The organism is Rhodococcus sp. DMU2021 (genome assembly GCF_019641445.1).
In the GTDB taxonomy this organism is placed as follows: Bacteria; Actinomycetota; Actinomycetes; order Mycobacteriales; family Mycobacteriaceae; genus Rhodococcus; species Rhodococcus pyridinivorans.
In genome coordinates this window covers 78,437-94,521 of record NZ_JAIFKB010000002.1, presented here as the reverse complement: position 1 = coordinate 94,521, position 16,085 = coordinate 78,437, and the positions used below count along the sequence as shown (strand labels likewise).

Annotated in this window: 14 protein-coding genes; 11 read left to right on the top strand and 3 right to left on the bottom strand. The window is 70.0% G+C overall.

Annotated features, from left to right (window positions below):
* Positions 1-30: 30 nt before the first annotated feature.
* Complete coding sequence (locus tag K3M35_RS03795) at positions 31-801, bottom strand: deoxyribonuclease IV (RefSeq protein WP_071934589.1); 771 nt, start codon at positions 799-801, stop codon at positions 31-33.
* A gap of 78 nt (positions 802-879) precedes the next feature.
* Between K3M35_RS03795 and K3M35_RS03790 the strand changes: the two genes are divergently transcribed.
* The 6 genes from K3M35_RS03790 to K3M35_RS03765 all read left to right on the top strand — a co-directional run bounded on the left by K3M35_RS03790 (position 880) and on the right by K3M35_RS03765 (position 8,338).
* The gene (locus K3M35_RS03790; protein ID WP_006553929.1) at positions 880-1,656 is read left to right on the top strand and encodes an SDR family NAD(P)-dependent oxidoreductase; all 777 of its coding nucleotides are present in this window, start codon (positions 880-882) and stop codon (positions 1,654-1,656) included.
* A 92-nt stretch (positions 1,657-1,748) separates the two neighbouring features.
* Positions 1,749-2,510: an ABC transporter ATP-binding protein gene (locus tag K3M35_RS03785; RefSeq protein WP_006553930.1), complete on the top strand. Its 762-nt coding sequence runs from the start codon at positions 1,749-1,751 to the stop codon at positions 2,508-2,510.
* 11 nt (positions 2,511-2,521) lie between these two features.
* Positions 2,522-5,047, top strand: a complete 2,526-nt coding sequence (locus K3M35_RS03780) for an ABC transporter permease (protein WP_033097327.1) — start codon at positions 2,522-2,524, stop codon at positions 5,045-5,047.
* A 134-nt stretch (positions 5,048-5,181) separates the two neighbouring features.
* Positions 5,182-6,762, top strand: coding sequence for an alpha/beta hydrolase (locus tag K3M35_RS03775; protein WP_308257050.1), 1,581 nt, complete (start codon positions 5,182-5,184; stop codon positions 6,760-6,762).
* Entirely contained in the window at positions 6,759-7,253 is a 495-nt protein-coding gene (locus K3M35_RS03770) for an LppA family lipoprotein (protein WP_006553933.1), read from the top strand. Before K3M35_RS03775 ends, K3M35_RS03770 begins: the two co-directional genes overlap by 4 nt.
* A gap of 83 nt (positions 7,254-7,336) precedes the next feature.
* Positions 7,337-8,338: a hypothetical protein gene (locus tag K3M35_RS03765; RefSeq protein ID WP_039586261.1), complete on the top strand. Its 1,002-nt coding sequence runs from the start codon at positions 7,337-7,339 to the stop codon at positions 8,336-8,338.
* A 54-nt stretch (positions 8,339-8,392) separates the two neighbouring features.
* Here the strand turns inward: K3M35_RS03765 and K3M35_RS03760 are convergent, their stop codons facing one another.
* Together K3M35_RS03760 and K3M35_RS03755 are read right to left on the bottom strand one after the other, a co-directional pair.
* Entirely contained in the window at positions 8,393-9,352 is a 960-nt protein-coding gene (locus K3M35_RS03760) for a glycerate kinase (RefSeq protein WP_033097330.1), read from the bottom strand.
* Positions 9,349-10,254: a hydroxymethylglutaryl-CoA lyase gene (locus tag K3M35_RS03755; RefSeq protein ID WP_220666007.1), complete on the bottom strand. Its 906-nt coding sequence runs from the start codon at positions 10,252-10,254 to the stop codon at positions 9,349-9,351. The genes K3M35_RS03760 and K3M35_RS03755 overlap by 4 nt, the downstream gene beginning before the upstream one ends.
* Positions 10,255-10,464: 210 nt before the next feature.
* On the opposite strand from K3M35_RS03755, the gene K3M35_RS03750 reads away from it, so the two are divergent.
* The 5 genes from K3M35_RS03750 to K3M35_RS03730 all read left to right on the top strand — a co-directional run bounded on the left by K3M35_RS03750 (position 10,465) and on the right by K3M35_RS03730 (position 15,854).
* Positions 10,465-10,656: a hypothetical protein gene (locus tag K3M35_RS03750; protein ID WP_006553937.1), complete on the top strand. Its 192-nt coding sequence runs from the start codon at positions 10,465-10,467 to the stop codon at positions 10,654-10,656.
* 240 nt (positions 10,657-10,896) lie between these two features.
* Positions 10,897-12,972 carry a hypothetical protein gene (locus K3M35_RS03745; protein WP_019288111.1) on the top strand — a complete coding sequence of 692 codons (2,076 nt, stop codon included), beginning with the start codon at positions 10,897-10,899 and terminating at the stop codon, positions 12,970-12,972.
* 106 nt (positions 12,973-13,078) lie between these two features.
* Positions 13,079-14,044, top strand: a complete 966-nt coding sequence (locus tag K3M35_RS03740) for a hypothetical protein (protein WP_094980767.1) — start codon at positions 13,079-13,081, stop codon at positions 14,042-14,044.
* A 95-nt stretch (positions 14,045-14,139) separates the two neighbouring features.
* Complete coding sequence (locus K3M35_RS03735; RefSeq protein WP_024103494.1) at positions 14,140-14,502, top strand: PadR family transcriptional regulator; 363 nt, start codon at positions 14,140-14,142, stop codon at positions 14,500-14,502.
* Complete coding sequence (locus K3M35_RS03730) at positions 14,502-15,854, top strand: permease prefix domain 1-containing protein (protein ID WP_217579996.1); 1,353 nt, start codon at positions 14,502-14,504, stop codon at positions 15,852-15,854. Before K3M35_RS03735 ends, K3M35_RS03730 begins: the two co-directional genes overlap by 1 nt.
* The last annotated feature ends 231 nt before the right edge of the window (positions 15,855-16,085 follow it).

The window sequence follows — 16,085 nt, the reverse complement described above, 5'->3', positions numbered from 1 at the left end:
CACGACGCAAACGTAGAACGGAGTGTGTCGTCAGGTCGAGTGCTCCCGCAGGAAGGCGATGTCCTCGGCGAGTCCCTCCGCCGGGGTCTCGAGCACGATCGGTGCGTCGGCCTGCACCGCGATCTCCGCGAGCAACTGCGGATCGATCTGCCCGTCGGCGAGATTGGCGTGCCGGTCGCGGGCCGAATCGAACTCGTCACGCGAATTGTTCAGGTGCACCAAATCGATCCGGCCGGTGACCGCACGCACCCGTTCGACGACACCGACGAGATCCTCACCGCCCGCCCAGGCGTGGCAGGTGTCGAGGCAGAAGCCGGGACCGTAGTCGCCGATGGCGTCCCACAGACGTCCGATCGCGTCGATGTAGCGGGCCATCGCGAAGTCGCCGCCCGCCGTGTTCTCGACGAGGATCGGCACCCCGAACCCGCCCTTGTCCTCCTGCCTTTCGAACAGCTTGCGCCAGTTCTCCACCCCGGCGGCGACGTCCTCACCCGCGCGCACGTGCCCGCCGTGGACCACCAGCCCGAGCGCACCGATACGCGCGGCCGCCTCGGCGTGGTCGGCGAGGGCCTTGCGCGACGGCATCCGCACCCTGTTGTTCAGGCTCGCTACGTTGATGACGTACGGCGAGTGCACCACCACGTCGACGTCCGATGCGAGGATCTCCTCGGTGCGCGGATGCTCACCGGGCTTCGTCCATTTCTGCGGGTCCGACAGGAACACCTGCACCAGATCGGCACCGAGATGTTCGCCCTGACCGATGGGATCGTCGTCCTGCCGGACGTGCGCACCTATCCGCATGTGCCACAGGTTAGGGCAGTGTCCCGCCGACCGGGACCGCAATACCCGGACGTGCCCGGAATCTGCTCGACTCCTCGCATGGGCACACTCGAAGGCGGCAAACTCGACGGCAGGGTCGCGCTGATCACCGGCGCAGGTCAGGGGGTCGGTCAGGGGGTTGCGTTCGCGCTGGCCCGCCAAGGTGTGGCCATCGCGGTCGCCGGCCGGACCGAGTCGAAGCTGATCGACACCGCCGAGCAGATCCGCGCCTTCGGTGGCACCGCCGAGCCGGTCGTGTGCGACATCGCCGATCCGGATGCGATCGCCGCCGCGGTGGACCGCACGGTCAGAGCCTTCGGAGGTGTCGACATCCTCGTCAACAACGCGAGCTTCAATCCGCTCGGGCCGCTGCTCGACCTGAAGCCGGCCGTGCTGGAGAAGGCGTACCGCTCGGGTCCGCTCGCCGCGCTGCACGCCATGCAACTCGTCCACCCGATCATGAAGGAACGCGGTGGCGGGTCGATCGTCAACATGGTCACCTCCGCCGCGGTGCGCTGGGACGCGAGTGGTTACGGCGGCTACGCCTCGACCAAGGAGGCACTGCGGTCGCTGACCCGCACCGCGGCATCCGAATGGGGAGTCGACGGCATCCGAGTCAATGCCATCGCCCCGCACGCCCTTTCGCCGGGCCTGAAATGGTGGACGGAGAAGAACCCGGAGGAGGCCGCCGAGTTCGTGCAAACCATCCCGCTCCGCCGCATCGGCGACCCCGAAGAGGACATCGGGCGCGCCGTGGCGTGGATTGTGAGCGACGACGCACGCTATCTCACCGGCGCGACGATCCCGCTGGACGGGGGTCAGGCACGCTGGGCCTGAGCCACCGCCCCCGGCATACACCCGTATCCCCGAATCGAAGATCGGGGTCATCCCCGATGGTGCGGTGGTCCCGGCACCGGGAAGATGGGTGCATGCCACTGCACTCGGCCCCAGCAGCCCGCGCCCAGGACCTGAAGAAGATCTACGGAACCGGAGAAACCGCGGTACACGCCCTCGACGGTGTGACCGCGGATTTCGCCGCCGGTGAGTTCACCGCGATCATGGGTCCCTCCGGATCGGGCAAGTCGACCCTCATGCACTGCCTCGCAGGTCTCGACAGCGCGACCTCCGGAGCGGTCTTCATCGGCGACACCGATCTGACGACCCTGTCCGACAAGGGGATGACCCAGCTGCGGCGCGACCGCATCGGCTTCGTCTTCCAGGCGTTCAACCTCGTCCCCACCCTCACCGCGCTCGAGAACATCACCCTGCCGGTGGATATCGCGGGCCGCAAGATCGATCAGGAATGGCTCGACACCGTCGTCACCCGTCTCGGTCTCACCGACCGTCTCGGACACCGCCCCGGCGAATTGTCCGGTGGCCAGCAGCAGCGTGTCGCGTGCGCGCGTGCCCTCGCGGGCCGGCCGGAGATCATCTTCGGCGACGAGCCGACCGGCAACCTCGACTCCCGCTCGTCCGGTGAGGTGCTGTCCATCCTGCGGGCTGCCGTCGACGAGTTCGACCAGACCGTCGTGATCGTCACCCACGACCCGCGCGCCGCCGGCTACGCCGACCGCGTGGTGTTCCTCGCCGACGGACGCATCGTCGACGAGATGCGCGAACCGACGGCCGAACGAGTGCTCGACCGGATGAAACAGTTCGATCCCGCCTCCGCGGCTCCCGTGGCGGAATAGGAGACACCGCGATGAGTGGGAATCCCATCCGCAGGGTTGCCCTGCGCAACCTCGCCGCACACAAGGTGCGGCTCGCCCTGACCGTGCTCTCCGTGGTGCTCGGCACGGCCTTCATCACCGGTTCGTTCGTCTTCACCGACACACTGCAGCGCACCTTCGACGGCATCTTCGGCGACGTCGCCCAGGGCGTCGACGTCCGCGTCAGCACCGAGCAGTACGGCACCAGCGGTGTCCCGATCGAGGCCGTCGACCAGGTCGTCGCCCTCCCCGGCGTCGAGCGCACGTCCCCGTCGATCGGTGGCGGCATCATCGTCCTCGACTCCGAGGGCGCCGCGATCCAGACCGGAGGCGCACCCGCCGAGGGTTACGCCTACATCCCGCCCGACCGTCTCGTCGGCGAACCGGAGACCTTCGTGGCCGGTGGACCACCCGCGGAGAGCGGGCAGATCGCGCTCAACGAGAGCGCGGCCGAACGCGGTGATCTCTCGATCGGCGACAGCACGACCGTGCTCACCATCTCGCAGGGCATGGTGCCGGTGACCGTCAGCGGCATCTACGAACTCGAGACCGACACCGGCGGCTACATCGGTGCGTTGTTCACCGAGGAACAGGCCTCCCAGCTGTTCACCGACGGCCGGCACATCGGCTTCCTCGACGTCGCAGGCGACGGTTCGCTCTCGCCCGAGCAGCTGCGCGACGAGATTGCGGCAGCGCTGCCCGAGCTGAAGGTGCAGACCGGAGCCGAGGTCACCGAGGAGACCAAGTCGCAGGTCGCCGAGGCCCTGAACTTCCTCAACTACTTCCTGCTCGCGTTCGGCGCGATCGCACTGCTCGTCGGCACGTTCATCATCTACAACACCTTCTCGATGATCGTCGCCCAGCGACTACGCGAACTCGCCCTGCTCCGCGCGATCGGCGCGAGCCGCAAGCAGGTCGGCCGGTCGGTCACCCTCGAGGCCTTCGTCGTCGGTCTGATCGGCAGCATCATCGGTATCGCCGCGGGCGTCGCGCTCGCCTACGGTCTGCGCGCGGCACTGAACGCCGCGGATCTCGGACTGCCGTCGGGCCCGCTGCAGTTGTCCCCGCGCACCGTGATCGTCGCGCTGCTCGTCGGCGTGGTCGTGACGATGGTCAGCGCCTACGCCCCGGCGCGGCGCGCGACCCACGTTCCGCCCGTCGCCGCGATGCGCGAGGAATCCACAGCGACCGTCGAGTCGCTGCGCATCCGCACGATCATCGGTGTGCTCTGCGCGATCGTCGGTGCGGCACTCGTCGTGGTGGGCGCACAGCAGGTCGGTGGCGGCGCGGCCGCGACCGTCGGTATCGGCGCCTTCCTGCTGATCCTGTCGGTGCTGTTCGCGGCGCCGGCGTTGTCCCGGCCCGTCGTGAACGCGCTCGGTGCGGTCTTCGCTCGGCCGTTCGGGGCGATCGGCCGGCTCGCGCGCACCAATGCGACCCGCAATCCGCGTCGCACCGCCGCGACCGCGTTCGCCCTCACCCTGGGGCTGATGCTCGTCTCCGTCATCGGGGTATTCGGGTCGTCGGCGAAGGCCAGTGTCGACGCGCTCGTCGACAACGGGGTCGAGGCGGACTTCATGCTCACCGGGCCGCAGATGTTCGGTGTCCCGGCCCCCGCCGCCGAGGCGGTCCGCGGAGTGGACGGCATCGAGGAGGTCGTGCCCGCCTACGGCGTGCAGGCCAAGATCGACGAGGACTTCGAGTTCGGCACCGGAGCGGGCGGGCCCCTCCAGGACGTTCTCGACCTGGACATGGTCGCGGGAGCCTTCGAGGTGACCGGGAACGAGATTCTCGTCTCGCAGGCCTCGGCGGACGACCACGGCTGGGAAGTGGGCTCCACCGTTCCGCTCACCAGTCGCGACGGCGACACCGTCGACACCACGGTCGCCGGCATCTTCGCCGACAACCAGCTGATCGGTCCGTGGGTCGTCTCGCAGGAGCTGTTCGAGCAGTTCACGCCGCCGAACAACCGGTCGGCGCTCGTCGTCCTCATGAACACCGTCGACGGTGCCGATCCGGAGACCGTGCGCGCGTCGATCGAGGAGGCCGTCAAGGACTACGTGATCGTGCAGGTCCTCGACCGTGAGCAGTTCAAGGGTCAGCAGGCGCAGCAGATCGACATGCTCCTCGCGATCCTCTACGGCCTGCTCGCCCTCGCCGTAGTCATCGCCATCCTCGGCATCGTCAACACCCTCGCGCTGTCGGTGGTGGAACGGCGGCGGGAAATCGGCATGCTCCGCGCCGTCGGTATGCAACGCGCCCAGGTGCGTCGCACGATCTACCTGGAGTCGCTGCTCATCGCGGTCTTCGGCGCGGTCGTGGGTGTCGTGCTCGGTCTCGCGTTCGGCTGGGCGTTCGTACGCACCCTCGCCGATCAGGGACTCGACATCATCTCGGTGCCGTGGTCGCAGGTCGTCGGCATGCTCGTCGCGTCCGGCATCATCGGTGTCCTCGCGGCGCTGTGGCCCGGCCAGCGTGCGGCGAAGACGCCGCCGCTCGAAGCGATCAGCGACATGTAGGCAGAAAGTGCAGGTGGACACGAGTTGTCCACAGGCAGTGGAGTTGTCCACAGCGGCCGGCCCGCGGAGCATTCCGCGGGCCGGCCGTCGTCGGTGCCCCTTATGCTTCCGCGGCAGGGGGTGGTGGTGTGCAGGTGGACGATCTGGCGGGGTGGGATCCGGATGCGCTCGAGCGCACGGCGACCGAGCTCGCGGCATGTGCCGATGCCGTCGACGCCGTGGCCGGCGACGTCGCGCGGTCGGCGTCCTTCGGCGACGCCTGGAGCGGTGCGGCGCATGACGGAGCGACGTCCGCATTCGCCTCGTACGGGCGGGATCTCGCGGCACAGGCCGAGTCGTATCGGCGCGTGTCCGCATGTGCGCGGTTCGTCGTGCCGCGACTGCGGGCACTGCACTCCGAACTGGGCGAGCTGCAGACCAGGGCCGCTGCGCGGGGTTTCCCGCTCGACGCCGACGAATTGCTCGCGGCGTCGCTGCGATCGCTGCTCGTCCGTGCCGATGGGCTCGACCGCGAGGCCGCCGCTCGCCTGAGTGTCGAATCCGAGCCGCCGGGAACGGTTCTCGGCGAACAGGGTCGCCTACATACCGCGATCGCGCGGTCCGGATCGACGACGCTGCCGGTCCTGCCGGATCCGGCCACCGATCCCGTGCAGGTCGCGCAGTGGTGGAACGGTCTCGACGACACGGCACGCACCGCGCTGGTCGCCGAACATCCCGAACGGATCGGCGCCCTCGACGGACTACCCGCTGCGGTTCGCGATCTCGCCAATCGTGCCCTGCTCGACGACGAACGTCGCCGCCTCGAATCCGTCGCGACACAACTGCGGGCCGAACTCGACGCGATGTTCCTCGGTGGCACCGTGATCGACAGTCTCGGCGTCACCGGACTGTTCACCGACGCCGATGCCGGGCTCGAACAGACGGTGCGGAAGATCGAGGCCCTCGCCGCGATCGACGCGACCCTCGCCCACGGCGACCGGCAATTGCTCGCCCTCGACCTGTCCGGACGCGAAGCGATGGCGGCGGTGGCCGTCGGGGACGTCGACACCGCCGAGCACCTGGCCGTCTTCGTCCCCGGCGCCGGCTCGACCGTGCAGGGCAATCTGCAGGGCTACGACACGCAGGTCGCGGCGCTGCGCGACGCCGCTCGGCTCCACCTCACCGGCGGCGATCCCTCCGTCGCGGCGGTCACCTGGCTGAATTACCAGGCTCCCCAATGGGGATGGGGTCTCGCGTTCACCGAGCGCAGTCCGGTCTCCGACCTCGCCGCCCGGATCGCCGCGCCTCGCCTGGTCGACTTCCTCGACGGCATCGCGGCCTCGCGTCCCGACGACCCGCGTATCACCACGGTCGGGCATTCCTACGGGGCCGTCGTCTCTGGTCTGGCGCTGAGGGAGACCGGTGCGGTCGATGCCGCGGTGTTCGTCGGGGCTCCGGGGATCGGGACCGGCGACGTGACCGACCTGCGGATCCCGCCCGACTCCGCCTATCTCGTCGAAGCCGAGCGCGACATCGTCGCCGACGTCGGAACCTTCGGTGGCGACCCGAGCTTCCTCGACGGCCTGACGCATCTTCCCGCCGGTCCGGGCACCACCACCGCCGGAGTCCCGCTCGCGGGCATCACCGGCCACAGCTCGTATCTCACCCCCGGAACGTCGAGTTCCCACCACATCGCCGGTGTCGTCGCGGGCACCGCAGAACGGAGTACGCCGTGACCTCTGTGTGGAGTTCTCGGCTCGGGGCGTGCGTCGTCGTTCCGGCAGCACTGCTCGCGGCGTGCACCACCACGGTGACCCCGGTCGCGATGCCCGAACCGGTCGCCACGACCAGCGCGGGCGCGGTCGAGTTCTACACCGCCGTGCAGCGCGACGTCCTCACCGCGCTGTCCGCCGAGTTCCCCAGCGTGCGCTTCGAACCGAAGTACGCGAGCACCACCGCGGGATGCACGCTGCCCGACGGCACCTCGGGCCTGACGGTGCACCTCCCGATCCACGGCTCGGGCAGGCCGGTGCCGGTCGACGAACTAGACCGTGCGGCCAGGGTCTTCGAGGACACCGCCGCGCGGGCGGGCTTCCACGGTCGTCATGTGCTGCCTCCGGATACCGGTCTCGCCGTCCGGATGTTCGCGGCCGACGGCTCGTACATCACCTTCGGCAGTTACGTCGCCGCGACCGTCGGACTCACCGTCGGTTGTTACCCGGAGTAGGCCCGGTAGTCGGCTAGGCTCGTCCGAGCGACGGCCGCTCGGGCCGTCGTGATTCGTGCTGGCAGCCGTGGAGGGACGAACAGATGCGCCCGATGCTCGGCATCTCCGTCGACGACGGTGAAGTGTGCGCGGTCCTCGTCGATGCCGACGTTCCGAGTCTCGGTCCGTTCGACTCCCAGCGAGGCTTCGGCGCACCCGGGGACACGCCGGCGGAGGCCGCTGCCGCTGCCGCCTCCGCCATGGCGGAACGTGCCGCCGCGGCGTCGCTGACCCTGTCCGCGGCCGCGGTGGTGACCGGTCCCGAGAACGACGAGGACGCCGAACCGGTCACCGAGGCGGTGCGAGCCGTGCTCGGTATCGACGTCGACACGGTCCTGCTCGACGACGCGCGACTGGCCTTCCTCGCCGGAGCACCCGAACTCGCGGAACTGCCGGTCCTGGCCCTGCACACCCGTACCTACGGCGTCGAATCCGCATCGATGGTCGACGTCCCCTCGCGCACGGTGCTGTCCACGGTGAGTCCCGACGGCGACGAGTTCGGTCCCTACACGCAGTCCCTGCCCGAGGCGATGGACGAAGCGGTCGCCCGCGCCGGCACCTCGCCCGACGCGGTGGTCTTCCTCGATCTGCGTCCCGGCGACGCCCGTCCGGCACGAGAGCTCGCCACCGTCCTCGGTGTTCCCTTCGTGACTCCGCACGGGGTGCCCTGGCATCGCGCGACCGGTGCCGCGCTCGTCGCAGCCGCCCGCCGCTCCCCGACGGTCGTCGCCGCGCCCACGAACCGTCGTCGCGGCACCGTCCTGCCGGCCATGCTCGTCGCGCTCGTCGCCCTGCTGGGTGGGGGACTGGCCGTCGCGGTGAGCAGCGGCGTGCAGGCGGAACGCTCCGCGCCCGGACTGCAGACGGCCGTGGCGCCGCCGCCGTCGCCGGTGCCGTCGCCCGATCGCGCACCCGTCGCCGACCCGTGCTCCGAGGCGCGACCGGCATCGTGGCCGGCCCACGCGTCCGATCCGGTCGACCCGGTGCCGACGCCCGAGACGCCCACCGAGATTCCCTGCGGCAGCGCACCTCCCACCGCTCCGTGATCGGCCGGTGATCGGGCGCATTTCTCAGGTGCGCAGTGCCGAAAGGCGCATCTCTCAGGTGCGCAGTGTCCGACCGGCGCGCGTCAGCGATTCCGCATCGGATGCGACGACGACATCGGCGAACCGCTCGCGGTAGTCGCCGAGGTCGTCGCCGACCGAACCGACCACCGCGACCACCGGAACGTCGCTGCAGCGCGCGAGGATCGCCGAGACGATCTTGCCCGCCCGCGACTGGCCGTCGAGCCGTCCCTCGCCGACCACCACGAGATCGGCGGTGCGCACGGCGTCGTCGAATTCCACTGCGTCGAGCACGAAGTCGGCTCCCGACCGCAGTTCTGCACCGAACCGCGACCACATCCCACCGGAGAAACCCCCGGCCGCTCCAGAGCCGTCCACCTCCCGCGGGTCGCGGGGGAGGGTCAGCGCCCTCTCTTCGAGGCGGCGCGTGAGCAGCGCGACGGCTGCCGTATCGGCGCCCTTCTGCGGCCCGAAGATCCGTGCCGCATCGGTGTAGCGGGTCGTCACGTCGGACAGCACGGTGACGCGGGCGTCGTCGAGCCCACCCCGCTCGTCGATCGCGGCGATCGCACCTGCGCCCCCGTCGGTCGTCGCCGACCCACCGGCCGCGACGACGATGTGTCGTGCTCCGCGCCGGACGGCTTCGGCCATGACCATCCCGGTGCCGTAGGTGTCGGCGGTGACGGCGTCGCGCGGACCGTCGTGCGGAGTGGTGATGCCGCTCGCCGTCGCGAGTTCGACGACGGCCGTGCCGTCCGGCGACATCCCCAGCAGTCCGCGGCACGGTGCGCGCCACGGGTTCACGGCCTCGACCTCGATCCGGGCGAGACCGAGCGGCCCGGCGAGCGCGTCGAGAGTGCCCTCGCCGCCGTCCGCGACGGGCATCCGGATCGCGGTGTGCCCGGCGCTCTCCACACCGGAGGCGATCGCGTCGGCGACCTCGACGGCGGTGTAGGTGCCCTTGAAGCTGTCGGGGGCGATCAGGATGCGGGTCACCGGAGGGCCCAGTCGAAGGCCTCGGCCTCGGAGCGGGCGCCCTGCCGGGCACGCGACCGGTTCGGTTCGTCCAGTTCGGCGACGATGTCCTCGCCGAGCCGGACCAGGGCGCCGAAGGCCTCCGGGTCCAGCCACGACGGGCGGGTCGCGAACAGCAGGTCCTCGCTCGCGGTGTTGCCGCTCGCACCCGGTGCGAACGGGCACCCGCCCAGGCCGGCGAGTGCGCCGTCGACGACGGTCGCCCCGGCGTCGATCGCGGCGAGGCTGTTGGCGACACCGAGACCCCACGTGTCGTGACCGTGGTAGACGATCCGTCGGTCGGGGGTTTCGGCGGCCAGGCGCGCGACCAGCGACGACACCTGGCCGGGCACGGCCTGGCCCAGGGTGTCGGCGACGACGATGTCGGCGGCCCCGTCGGTGCGCGGATCGCATGCGATCTCCACGACCCGGTCGGGATCGACCGGCCCGTCGAACGGGCACGTGAACGCCGTGGCCAGGCACAACTGGATACCGCCGCCGACGGCGTGGGCGCGTTCGATCGCCGCCGGCATCGCGGCGATGCTGTCCGCGGTGTTGCGGCCGATGTTGGCGCGGTTATGGGCGTCGGAGACCGAGAAGCAGTACTGGAACCGTCGGGCACCGGCCGCGATCGCCTTCTCGACGTGGCGCGGCGTGGCGACCCAGATCCAGCAGCGGTCGAGTTCCTCCTCGGTCAGCGCTGCGACGAGGTCGAGGGTGTTCGCCATCGGCGGCACGAGGTCGGCGCGGGCCAGGGACCCGATCTCGAGTTCGGGCACGCCCGCGGCGAGCAGCGCCCGGACGATCTCCACCTTGCGTTCGGTGGGGAGCAGTTTGCCGGTCAGCTGCAGTCCGTCGCGCAGCGTCACGTCGCGCAGGATCACGTCCGTGCATGCTCGGTCACTCGTCGGTTCCGCCACTGTTTCCGCCTCCCGGTCGTGTTCCTGCCGACCCCACCGTCTCGAACCGCACCAGTATGCCCCGGTCACCGTGCGGGCACGATCCGTCGACACACCGATGGACTTTCGCGAGGACTGTGACAGATGACACTATCCTCACCGTTCTGATCGTGAATTGCCGGAAGGTGCGGGGAAATGGCTTCGGTCCTGGGAAAAGTACTGCTCTGGATCGCTCTGCTGGGGGGACTGGCCGGGGCGGTGATCGCCGTGTGGGCGCTGCACGTGAACGGGCTGGTGGCCTCGCTCATCGTCGCGTCGGTGACGGGACTCGTCCTGCTGCGGCTGCGCCCGGAGGCGCGTGACGACTCCGACATCGCGCTCACCTGAGCGGTCGACCTCGCGCTCACCTGAGCGGTCGACCTCGCGATCACCTGAGCGGTCGACCTCGCGATCACCTGAGCGGTCGACACCGCCCTCACCTGACGGGAAACGGGGCGTTCGGACTGTAGGGTGAGAACCGGCGTCCGGGTCGAGGGCGCCTCGCGTGGACGCGCTGCACGAGCGCGGCGTCGACGCCGGAGAGGGGGCCCGCGGCCTCCGCCGGGCGTGGAAGAGGAGCATCGGTCAGTGTCGCTGTGGTCTCGTGCCTTGTCGTCGGACGAACTCGACAGTCGTCGCTGGGTGGATCTGATGCCGTGGATCGACCGCTACGGATCGGCCCGCACCGCCGCCCTCGGGGCACTCGTGTCGTCGTCCCGCTGGTGGGAGAACGAGTCGCCCGCCGAGACCTGTGAGCACACCGAGATCCCCGAACTGTGCGCCGAACTCGCCCACATCTACGTCACCGACCACCCGGAGCTGCGCTTCGCGGACGGTCTGCTGCGTGAGGACGAAGTGCCTGTGGCCGCACTCGATCTCGGTCCGGCCGCCGCGACCCTCGTCGCGCGCCTCCCGCACGCACCCACCACCGCCGAATTGTTCAGTCGCAGTCCGGCCGATCTGCTCGGGATCCGCGGCGCCGACCGCGACGCGGTGGAGGAGATCGTCTGCGCCGCGCTCGTCGCGACGGTGCTCCGCGAACCGGCCACCCTCGAAGCCGATCCGCGTGCCGCGCGGGTGCCCGCCGCGGCGCTGCTCCTCGACGACCTGGCGGCGCTGGCGCGGTGGAGTCGCGTGTGCGGCCGCGACGATGCTCCTCTCCTGCTGGCCGTGATCGACGACGGGGCGCCGGAGGAGATCCAGGACGCCGCGGCCCGGTTGCGGGCACTCACCGCCCGCGACCTGCCGGTGGCGGCGCCGGCCGATCCGATCGCCGAACTCACCGACTACCTCGAGGGCTTGCCCGACGCGGAACGCACGGCCTTGCGGCGCCGCGTCCACGACGGCGTCGACGACCCGGCCGGGCCGTCCACCTTCCCATTCGGCACGGCGGTCGGCGACCTGCTCGCGGCGTTGCGCGTCGACGTGCGGCCGGTGGCGGCCTTCGACCGGATGGTGCGCACCCACCCGGTGCTGGGCCGGACGGTCCAGGGTTTCGACGTGCCCCTGTGGCGGGTGTTGCACCGTCTCGACGACCGTTTCGAGGTCGCGGACGGGTGGATCGCGGTACCGGATCTGCCCGACGCCGAGAAGCAGACCCGCGGACTGCTCTCGGAGTTCGAATCACCGAACGGTGTGGTCGAGCCCGCCGCCGTGAAGGCCGTGTGGTCGCTTCCCGACGACGAGTTCGAGGCGTGGACCCGGTACTGCGGCACGACGACCTTCGAAGGCCGTTTACTGTCCCCGCCGGACGGGCTCGCCGGGCGTGCCGCTCAGGTCCTCGAGGTGCTCGGCGATCCCCTGACCGCCGACACGCTTGTCGCGCGCATGGGGGTCAATGCCGACGTCCACACCCTCGTCTCCGAACTCGCCGACGACGAGCGCTTCACATCCGACGGTGAACGTTGGGCGCTGGCCGAGTGGGACGTCGACGTGGTCACCGCCATCCGCAACCGCATCGCACGGCTGGTCGATGCCCGCGGCGGAAGCGCCGATCGCGACATGGTGGTCGCCGCGCTCGTCGACCGATTCGGCATCTCGGAGGATTCCGCCCGGACGTTCACGGCCGGAGGGGATTTCGAGGTCGTCGACGGCCGTGTCCGGCGTCGTCACCGCTCGCACGTCCCGATCGCCCTGCCCGAGCGCACACGCCGCCTCTACCGGCTGGGGGAGGCCTGGCGCCTGCGCATCCCCGCGACCCGCGACCACCTGCGGGGAGCCGAGTTCACGGTTCCGTCCGCCGTCGCCGCGATCGCCGGGTGCGCACCGGGTGGGCACGTGATGCTCCCGTCCCGCCTGGGCGGCCAGACCCTGCGCTGGACGGGACCGGTGCCGCGTCTGTCCTCGATCCGCCGGTTTCTCGAGGACGTCGGGGTGGAGGAGGACAACGAGCTGCTGCTCGAGGTCCGCACCGACGGCCGGTTCGACGTCCTGCCGCTGCGCACCGTCGCCGACAACGCCGAACCGCTGCGCAAGGCGCTCTCGCTCATCGGCCACACCGAACCGGAGACCGTCCCCGAGGAGCGGATCGCGTCGGCGTTGGCGTCCGCTCTCGGCCTCGACGGGGAGTCGCGCCCGCGCCGGATCCTGTCGGCCTACCGGGCCCGCAGGGAGACCGAAGTGGTGGCCCTGCTCGAACAGGCGTGGGTCCGTGTCCCGAACTGAGCGGGAAGTGGGTCCGTGTCCCGAACTGAGCGGGAAGTGGGTGCGCGTCCCGAACTGAGCCGGAAGACGTGATGCATCCGGCCCTTCGACGTAGCACGATTGGGGTATGGCCGACACGTCGAAACCCACCGCCGCAGTCCCCACCGCCCCCGACGCGGTCCTCGAGGCGTTGCGGGGAGCAGTCGCGTCGGTGGAGGCCGCCGTCGTGCGTCTCGAAGGCGACGATGCGGCGCCCGGAACCGTCGACCGCGTGCTCGACCTGGCCGGGGCGGAGCCGGCCGGCGACATCGTCGCGACCCACAATGTTCTGACCAGGGCGGCATCAATGGTCGACCACACCGGCGGTCTTCCCGACCGGGACTGGCAGTCGATCGCCGACCTCGGTGAGGTCCTCGCCCGGACGGTGACGCGTCTGCGCGGGCGCGTCTCTTCGTCGCTCGACGATCTCGGACTCGACGCGGCGGTGGGTGAGCACGTCGAACTGCTGCAGAAGGTCGCGGTGGAGGAGGCTCTGGGGGAGACGCTGCAGTTGCTCGTGATCGTCGAGGACTGCCTGTTCCTGTGGCATCGCGTGCACCTGGCACGCACGCCCGACGACGAACTGCGCGACGCGCTGACCTCCGCCCGTCAGGTCCTGGCCGACCACTTCACGCAGGACGCCGAACTGCTGCGCCGCGCCCGTGCCGCGCTCGCCCGGTTCGCGGAGGGCACCCCGATCGAGGTCGTACGCCGCTTGTCGTCGGGACGGACGACGAAGGTGCTCGCGGGTCTGCGTCAGGACTTCGACGACTTCCGGTGGGCGTGCCGTGCCGACGAGTCGGGTTGGCTCGACGACGAGGACCCGGTGATCGCCGAGGCCCTGGACTCGATGAGCAGTCCGCTCAAGGCGGTCGGGGGAGTCCTCGGAGACGTGTTCGAACGCGGCCGGGCGCGGGTGACGGAGACGTGGAGTCGCTCCGAGGCTTCGGGATCTGCCGCTTCGGGATCTGCGGATTCCGGATCGACCGCCTCCGGCTCCGACGAATCCACAACCGACGAATCCACAACCGCCGGATCCGACGACCGGCAGTAGACGCCACCGCACCACCTTGCGGAGAGCGCTCGGTCCTCATACCTAGATCTGCTAGGGTCACCGTTATCCATAGAACCTCTAGGTATGAGGACGACATGTTCATCGAGAAGGATTTGGTGGCCGCGTCCGCCACCCCGCTCGTGCTCGGCATCCTCGCCGAGGGCGAGTCGTACGGGTATGCGATCATCAAACGCGTCAACGAGCTGTCGCAGGGCCGGATGCAGTGGACCGACGGGATGCTCTATCCCCTCCTGCACCGTCTCGAGCGGGCGGGGCACGTGTCCGCCACCTGGCGTGTCGCCGACAACGGGCGACGCCGCAAGCACTACGCCATCACCGACGCGGGCCGGGAAGTCCTCACCGAACGGGCGGCGCAGTGGACGGTCGTCGCCGAGGCCCTGCACCAGGTGTGGCAGTCGGCTCAGTTGCCTCCCGCCGTCGCGCCGGGGTGGTCGTGATGACACTCGACGCACATCTCGAGGACCGGATCGCCGGCTGGCGCAACTACGTCGCCGACCATCGGGTCATCTCGTCCTCGGACATCGACGAGATGGAAGATCATCTGCGGGAACAGATCTCGGACCTCGTGTCGGTCGGACTGACGGCCGACGAGGCATTCCTCGTCGCGGTCGGCCGGATGGGTGGTCTCGACGAGGTCTCCCGCGAGTTCGCCCAGGAACACTCCGACCGGCTGTGGAATCAGCTCGTCCTCACCGGTGGCGGTCGCGGTGAGGAGTCCGGAACCCCGCGTCGCCGTAGGGAACTCGCGGTCGTCCTCGCCTGCGCGCTCGGTGCCGGTCTGGCCGTCCGGGCCGGATTCGAGTGGCTCTCCGATAACGCACTGGTGCGCAACGCCGCCGTGCTCATGCTGCCCTTCCTCACGCTGTATTTCGCGTGGAAGCGTCAGATGAGTCCGAAGAGCAGTGCGCTCCTTGCCGTTCCGTTCGTCCTCGTGGCGATCGTGCTCAACGTCTTCCCGTTCGAACCGGGCGGCGCCACCGAGATCATCGCGGCGATCCACGCCCCGGTGGTCCTGTGGTTCGTCGTCGGTGCGGCCTATGTCGCAGGGCAGTGGCGATCCCATCGCCGTCGCATGGACTTCGTGCGCTTCACCGGGGAGTTCGCCGTGTACCTGGCGCTGCTCGCGCTCGGCGGCGGCGTGCTCATGGGGCTGACCGCGGGTGCCTTCAGCGCCCTGGGGATCGATATCGAACCGTTCTTCGAACAGTGGATCGTCCCGTTCGGGCCGGCCGGAGCGATCATCGTCGCGGCCTGGCTCGTCGAGGCGAAGCAGCAGGTCGTGGAGAACATCGCTCCCGTTCTCACCCGGGTCTTCACGCCCGTCACGATCCTCATGCTGGTCGCGCTGTTCGTCGCGGTGATCGCGTCCCACAGCGTCGTCGACGTCGACCGGGGCCTGCTGATCCTCATGGACCTGATCCTCGTGCTCGTCCTCGGACTTCTGCTCTACTCGATCTCTGCCCGCGACCCGCACGCCGCACCGGACGTCTTCGATCTGCTGCAGGTGATGCTGATCGCCGCGGCGCTCGCCGTCGACCTGCTGATGCTCACCGCGATGGCCACCCGCATCGCCGAGTTCGGCTTCACCGCCAACAAGGTCACCGCCCTCGGTCTGAACCTCGTCCTCCTGGTGAACCTCGTGTGGGCGGCGTGGCTCGGCATCTCGTTCCTGCGGGGCCGCACCGGTTTCGCGGCGGTCGAGCGGTGGCAGATGCGCTACCTGCCCGTCTACTGCGGGTGGGCGGCACTGGCGGTCGTCGCGATCCCGCCGCTCTTCCGGTTCGTGTGAGCGCTCTCGACTCGGGACTACCATGCCCAGGACGGACGCGGTGCCCACGTACACGATGAGGCAACTCGCTCTCGTCTGCGATCACCGACCAGAAGGCCCTCGCGGTCAAGTTCCTCGTCCGGCAGCGCGCCCAAGGCGTCAAGCTCACACCGACCGGTCACGCGGTGCTCGAGCGGGCGAAGATGCTGCTGCACCACGCGAGCGAACTCGAGAGCGACGCGCAGTCGGAGG

Bases quoted from the DNA above. Each gene is read 5' to 3' on its own strand.
- K3M35_RS03780 (WP_033097327.1), top strand. From the start codon at position 2,522: ATGAGTGGGAATCCCATCCGCAGGGTTGCCCTGCGCAACCTCGCCGCA.
- K3M35_RS03790 (WP_006553929.1), top strand. From the start codon at position 880: ATGGGCACACTCGAAGGCGGCAAACTCGACGGCAGGGTCGCGCTGATC.
- K3M35_RS03730 (WP_217579996.1), top strand. From the start codon at position 14,502: ATGACACTCGACGCACATCTCGAGGACCGGATCGCCGGCTGGCGCAAC.
- K3M35_RS03765 (WP_039586261.1), top strand. From the start codon at position 7,337: ATGCGCCCGATGCTCGGCATCTCCGTCGACGACGGTGAAGTGTGCGCG.
- K3M35_RS03740 (WP_094980767.1), top strand. From the start codon at position 13,079: ATGGCCGACACGTCGAAACCCACCGCCGCAGTCCCCACCGCCCCCGAC.
- K3M35_RS03795 (WP_071934589.1), bottom strand. From the start codon at position 801: ATGCGGATAGGTGCGCACGTCCGGCAGGACGACGATCCCATCGGTCAG.
- K3M35_RS03785 (WP_006553930.1), top strand. From the start codon at position 1,749: ATGCCACTGCACTCGGCCCCAGCAGCCCGCGCCCAGGACCTGAAGAAG.
- K3M35_RS03735 (WP_024103494.1), top strand. From the start codon at position 14,140: ATGTTCATCGAGAAGGATTTGGTGGCCGCGTCCGCCACCCCGCTCGTG.
- K3M35_RS03750 (WP_006553937.1), top strand. From the start codon at position 10,465: ATGGCTTCGGTCCTGGGAAAAGTACTGCTCTGGATCGCTCTGCTGGGG.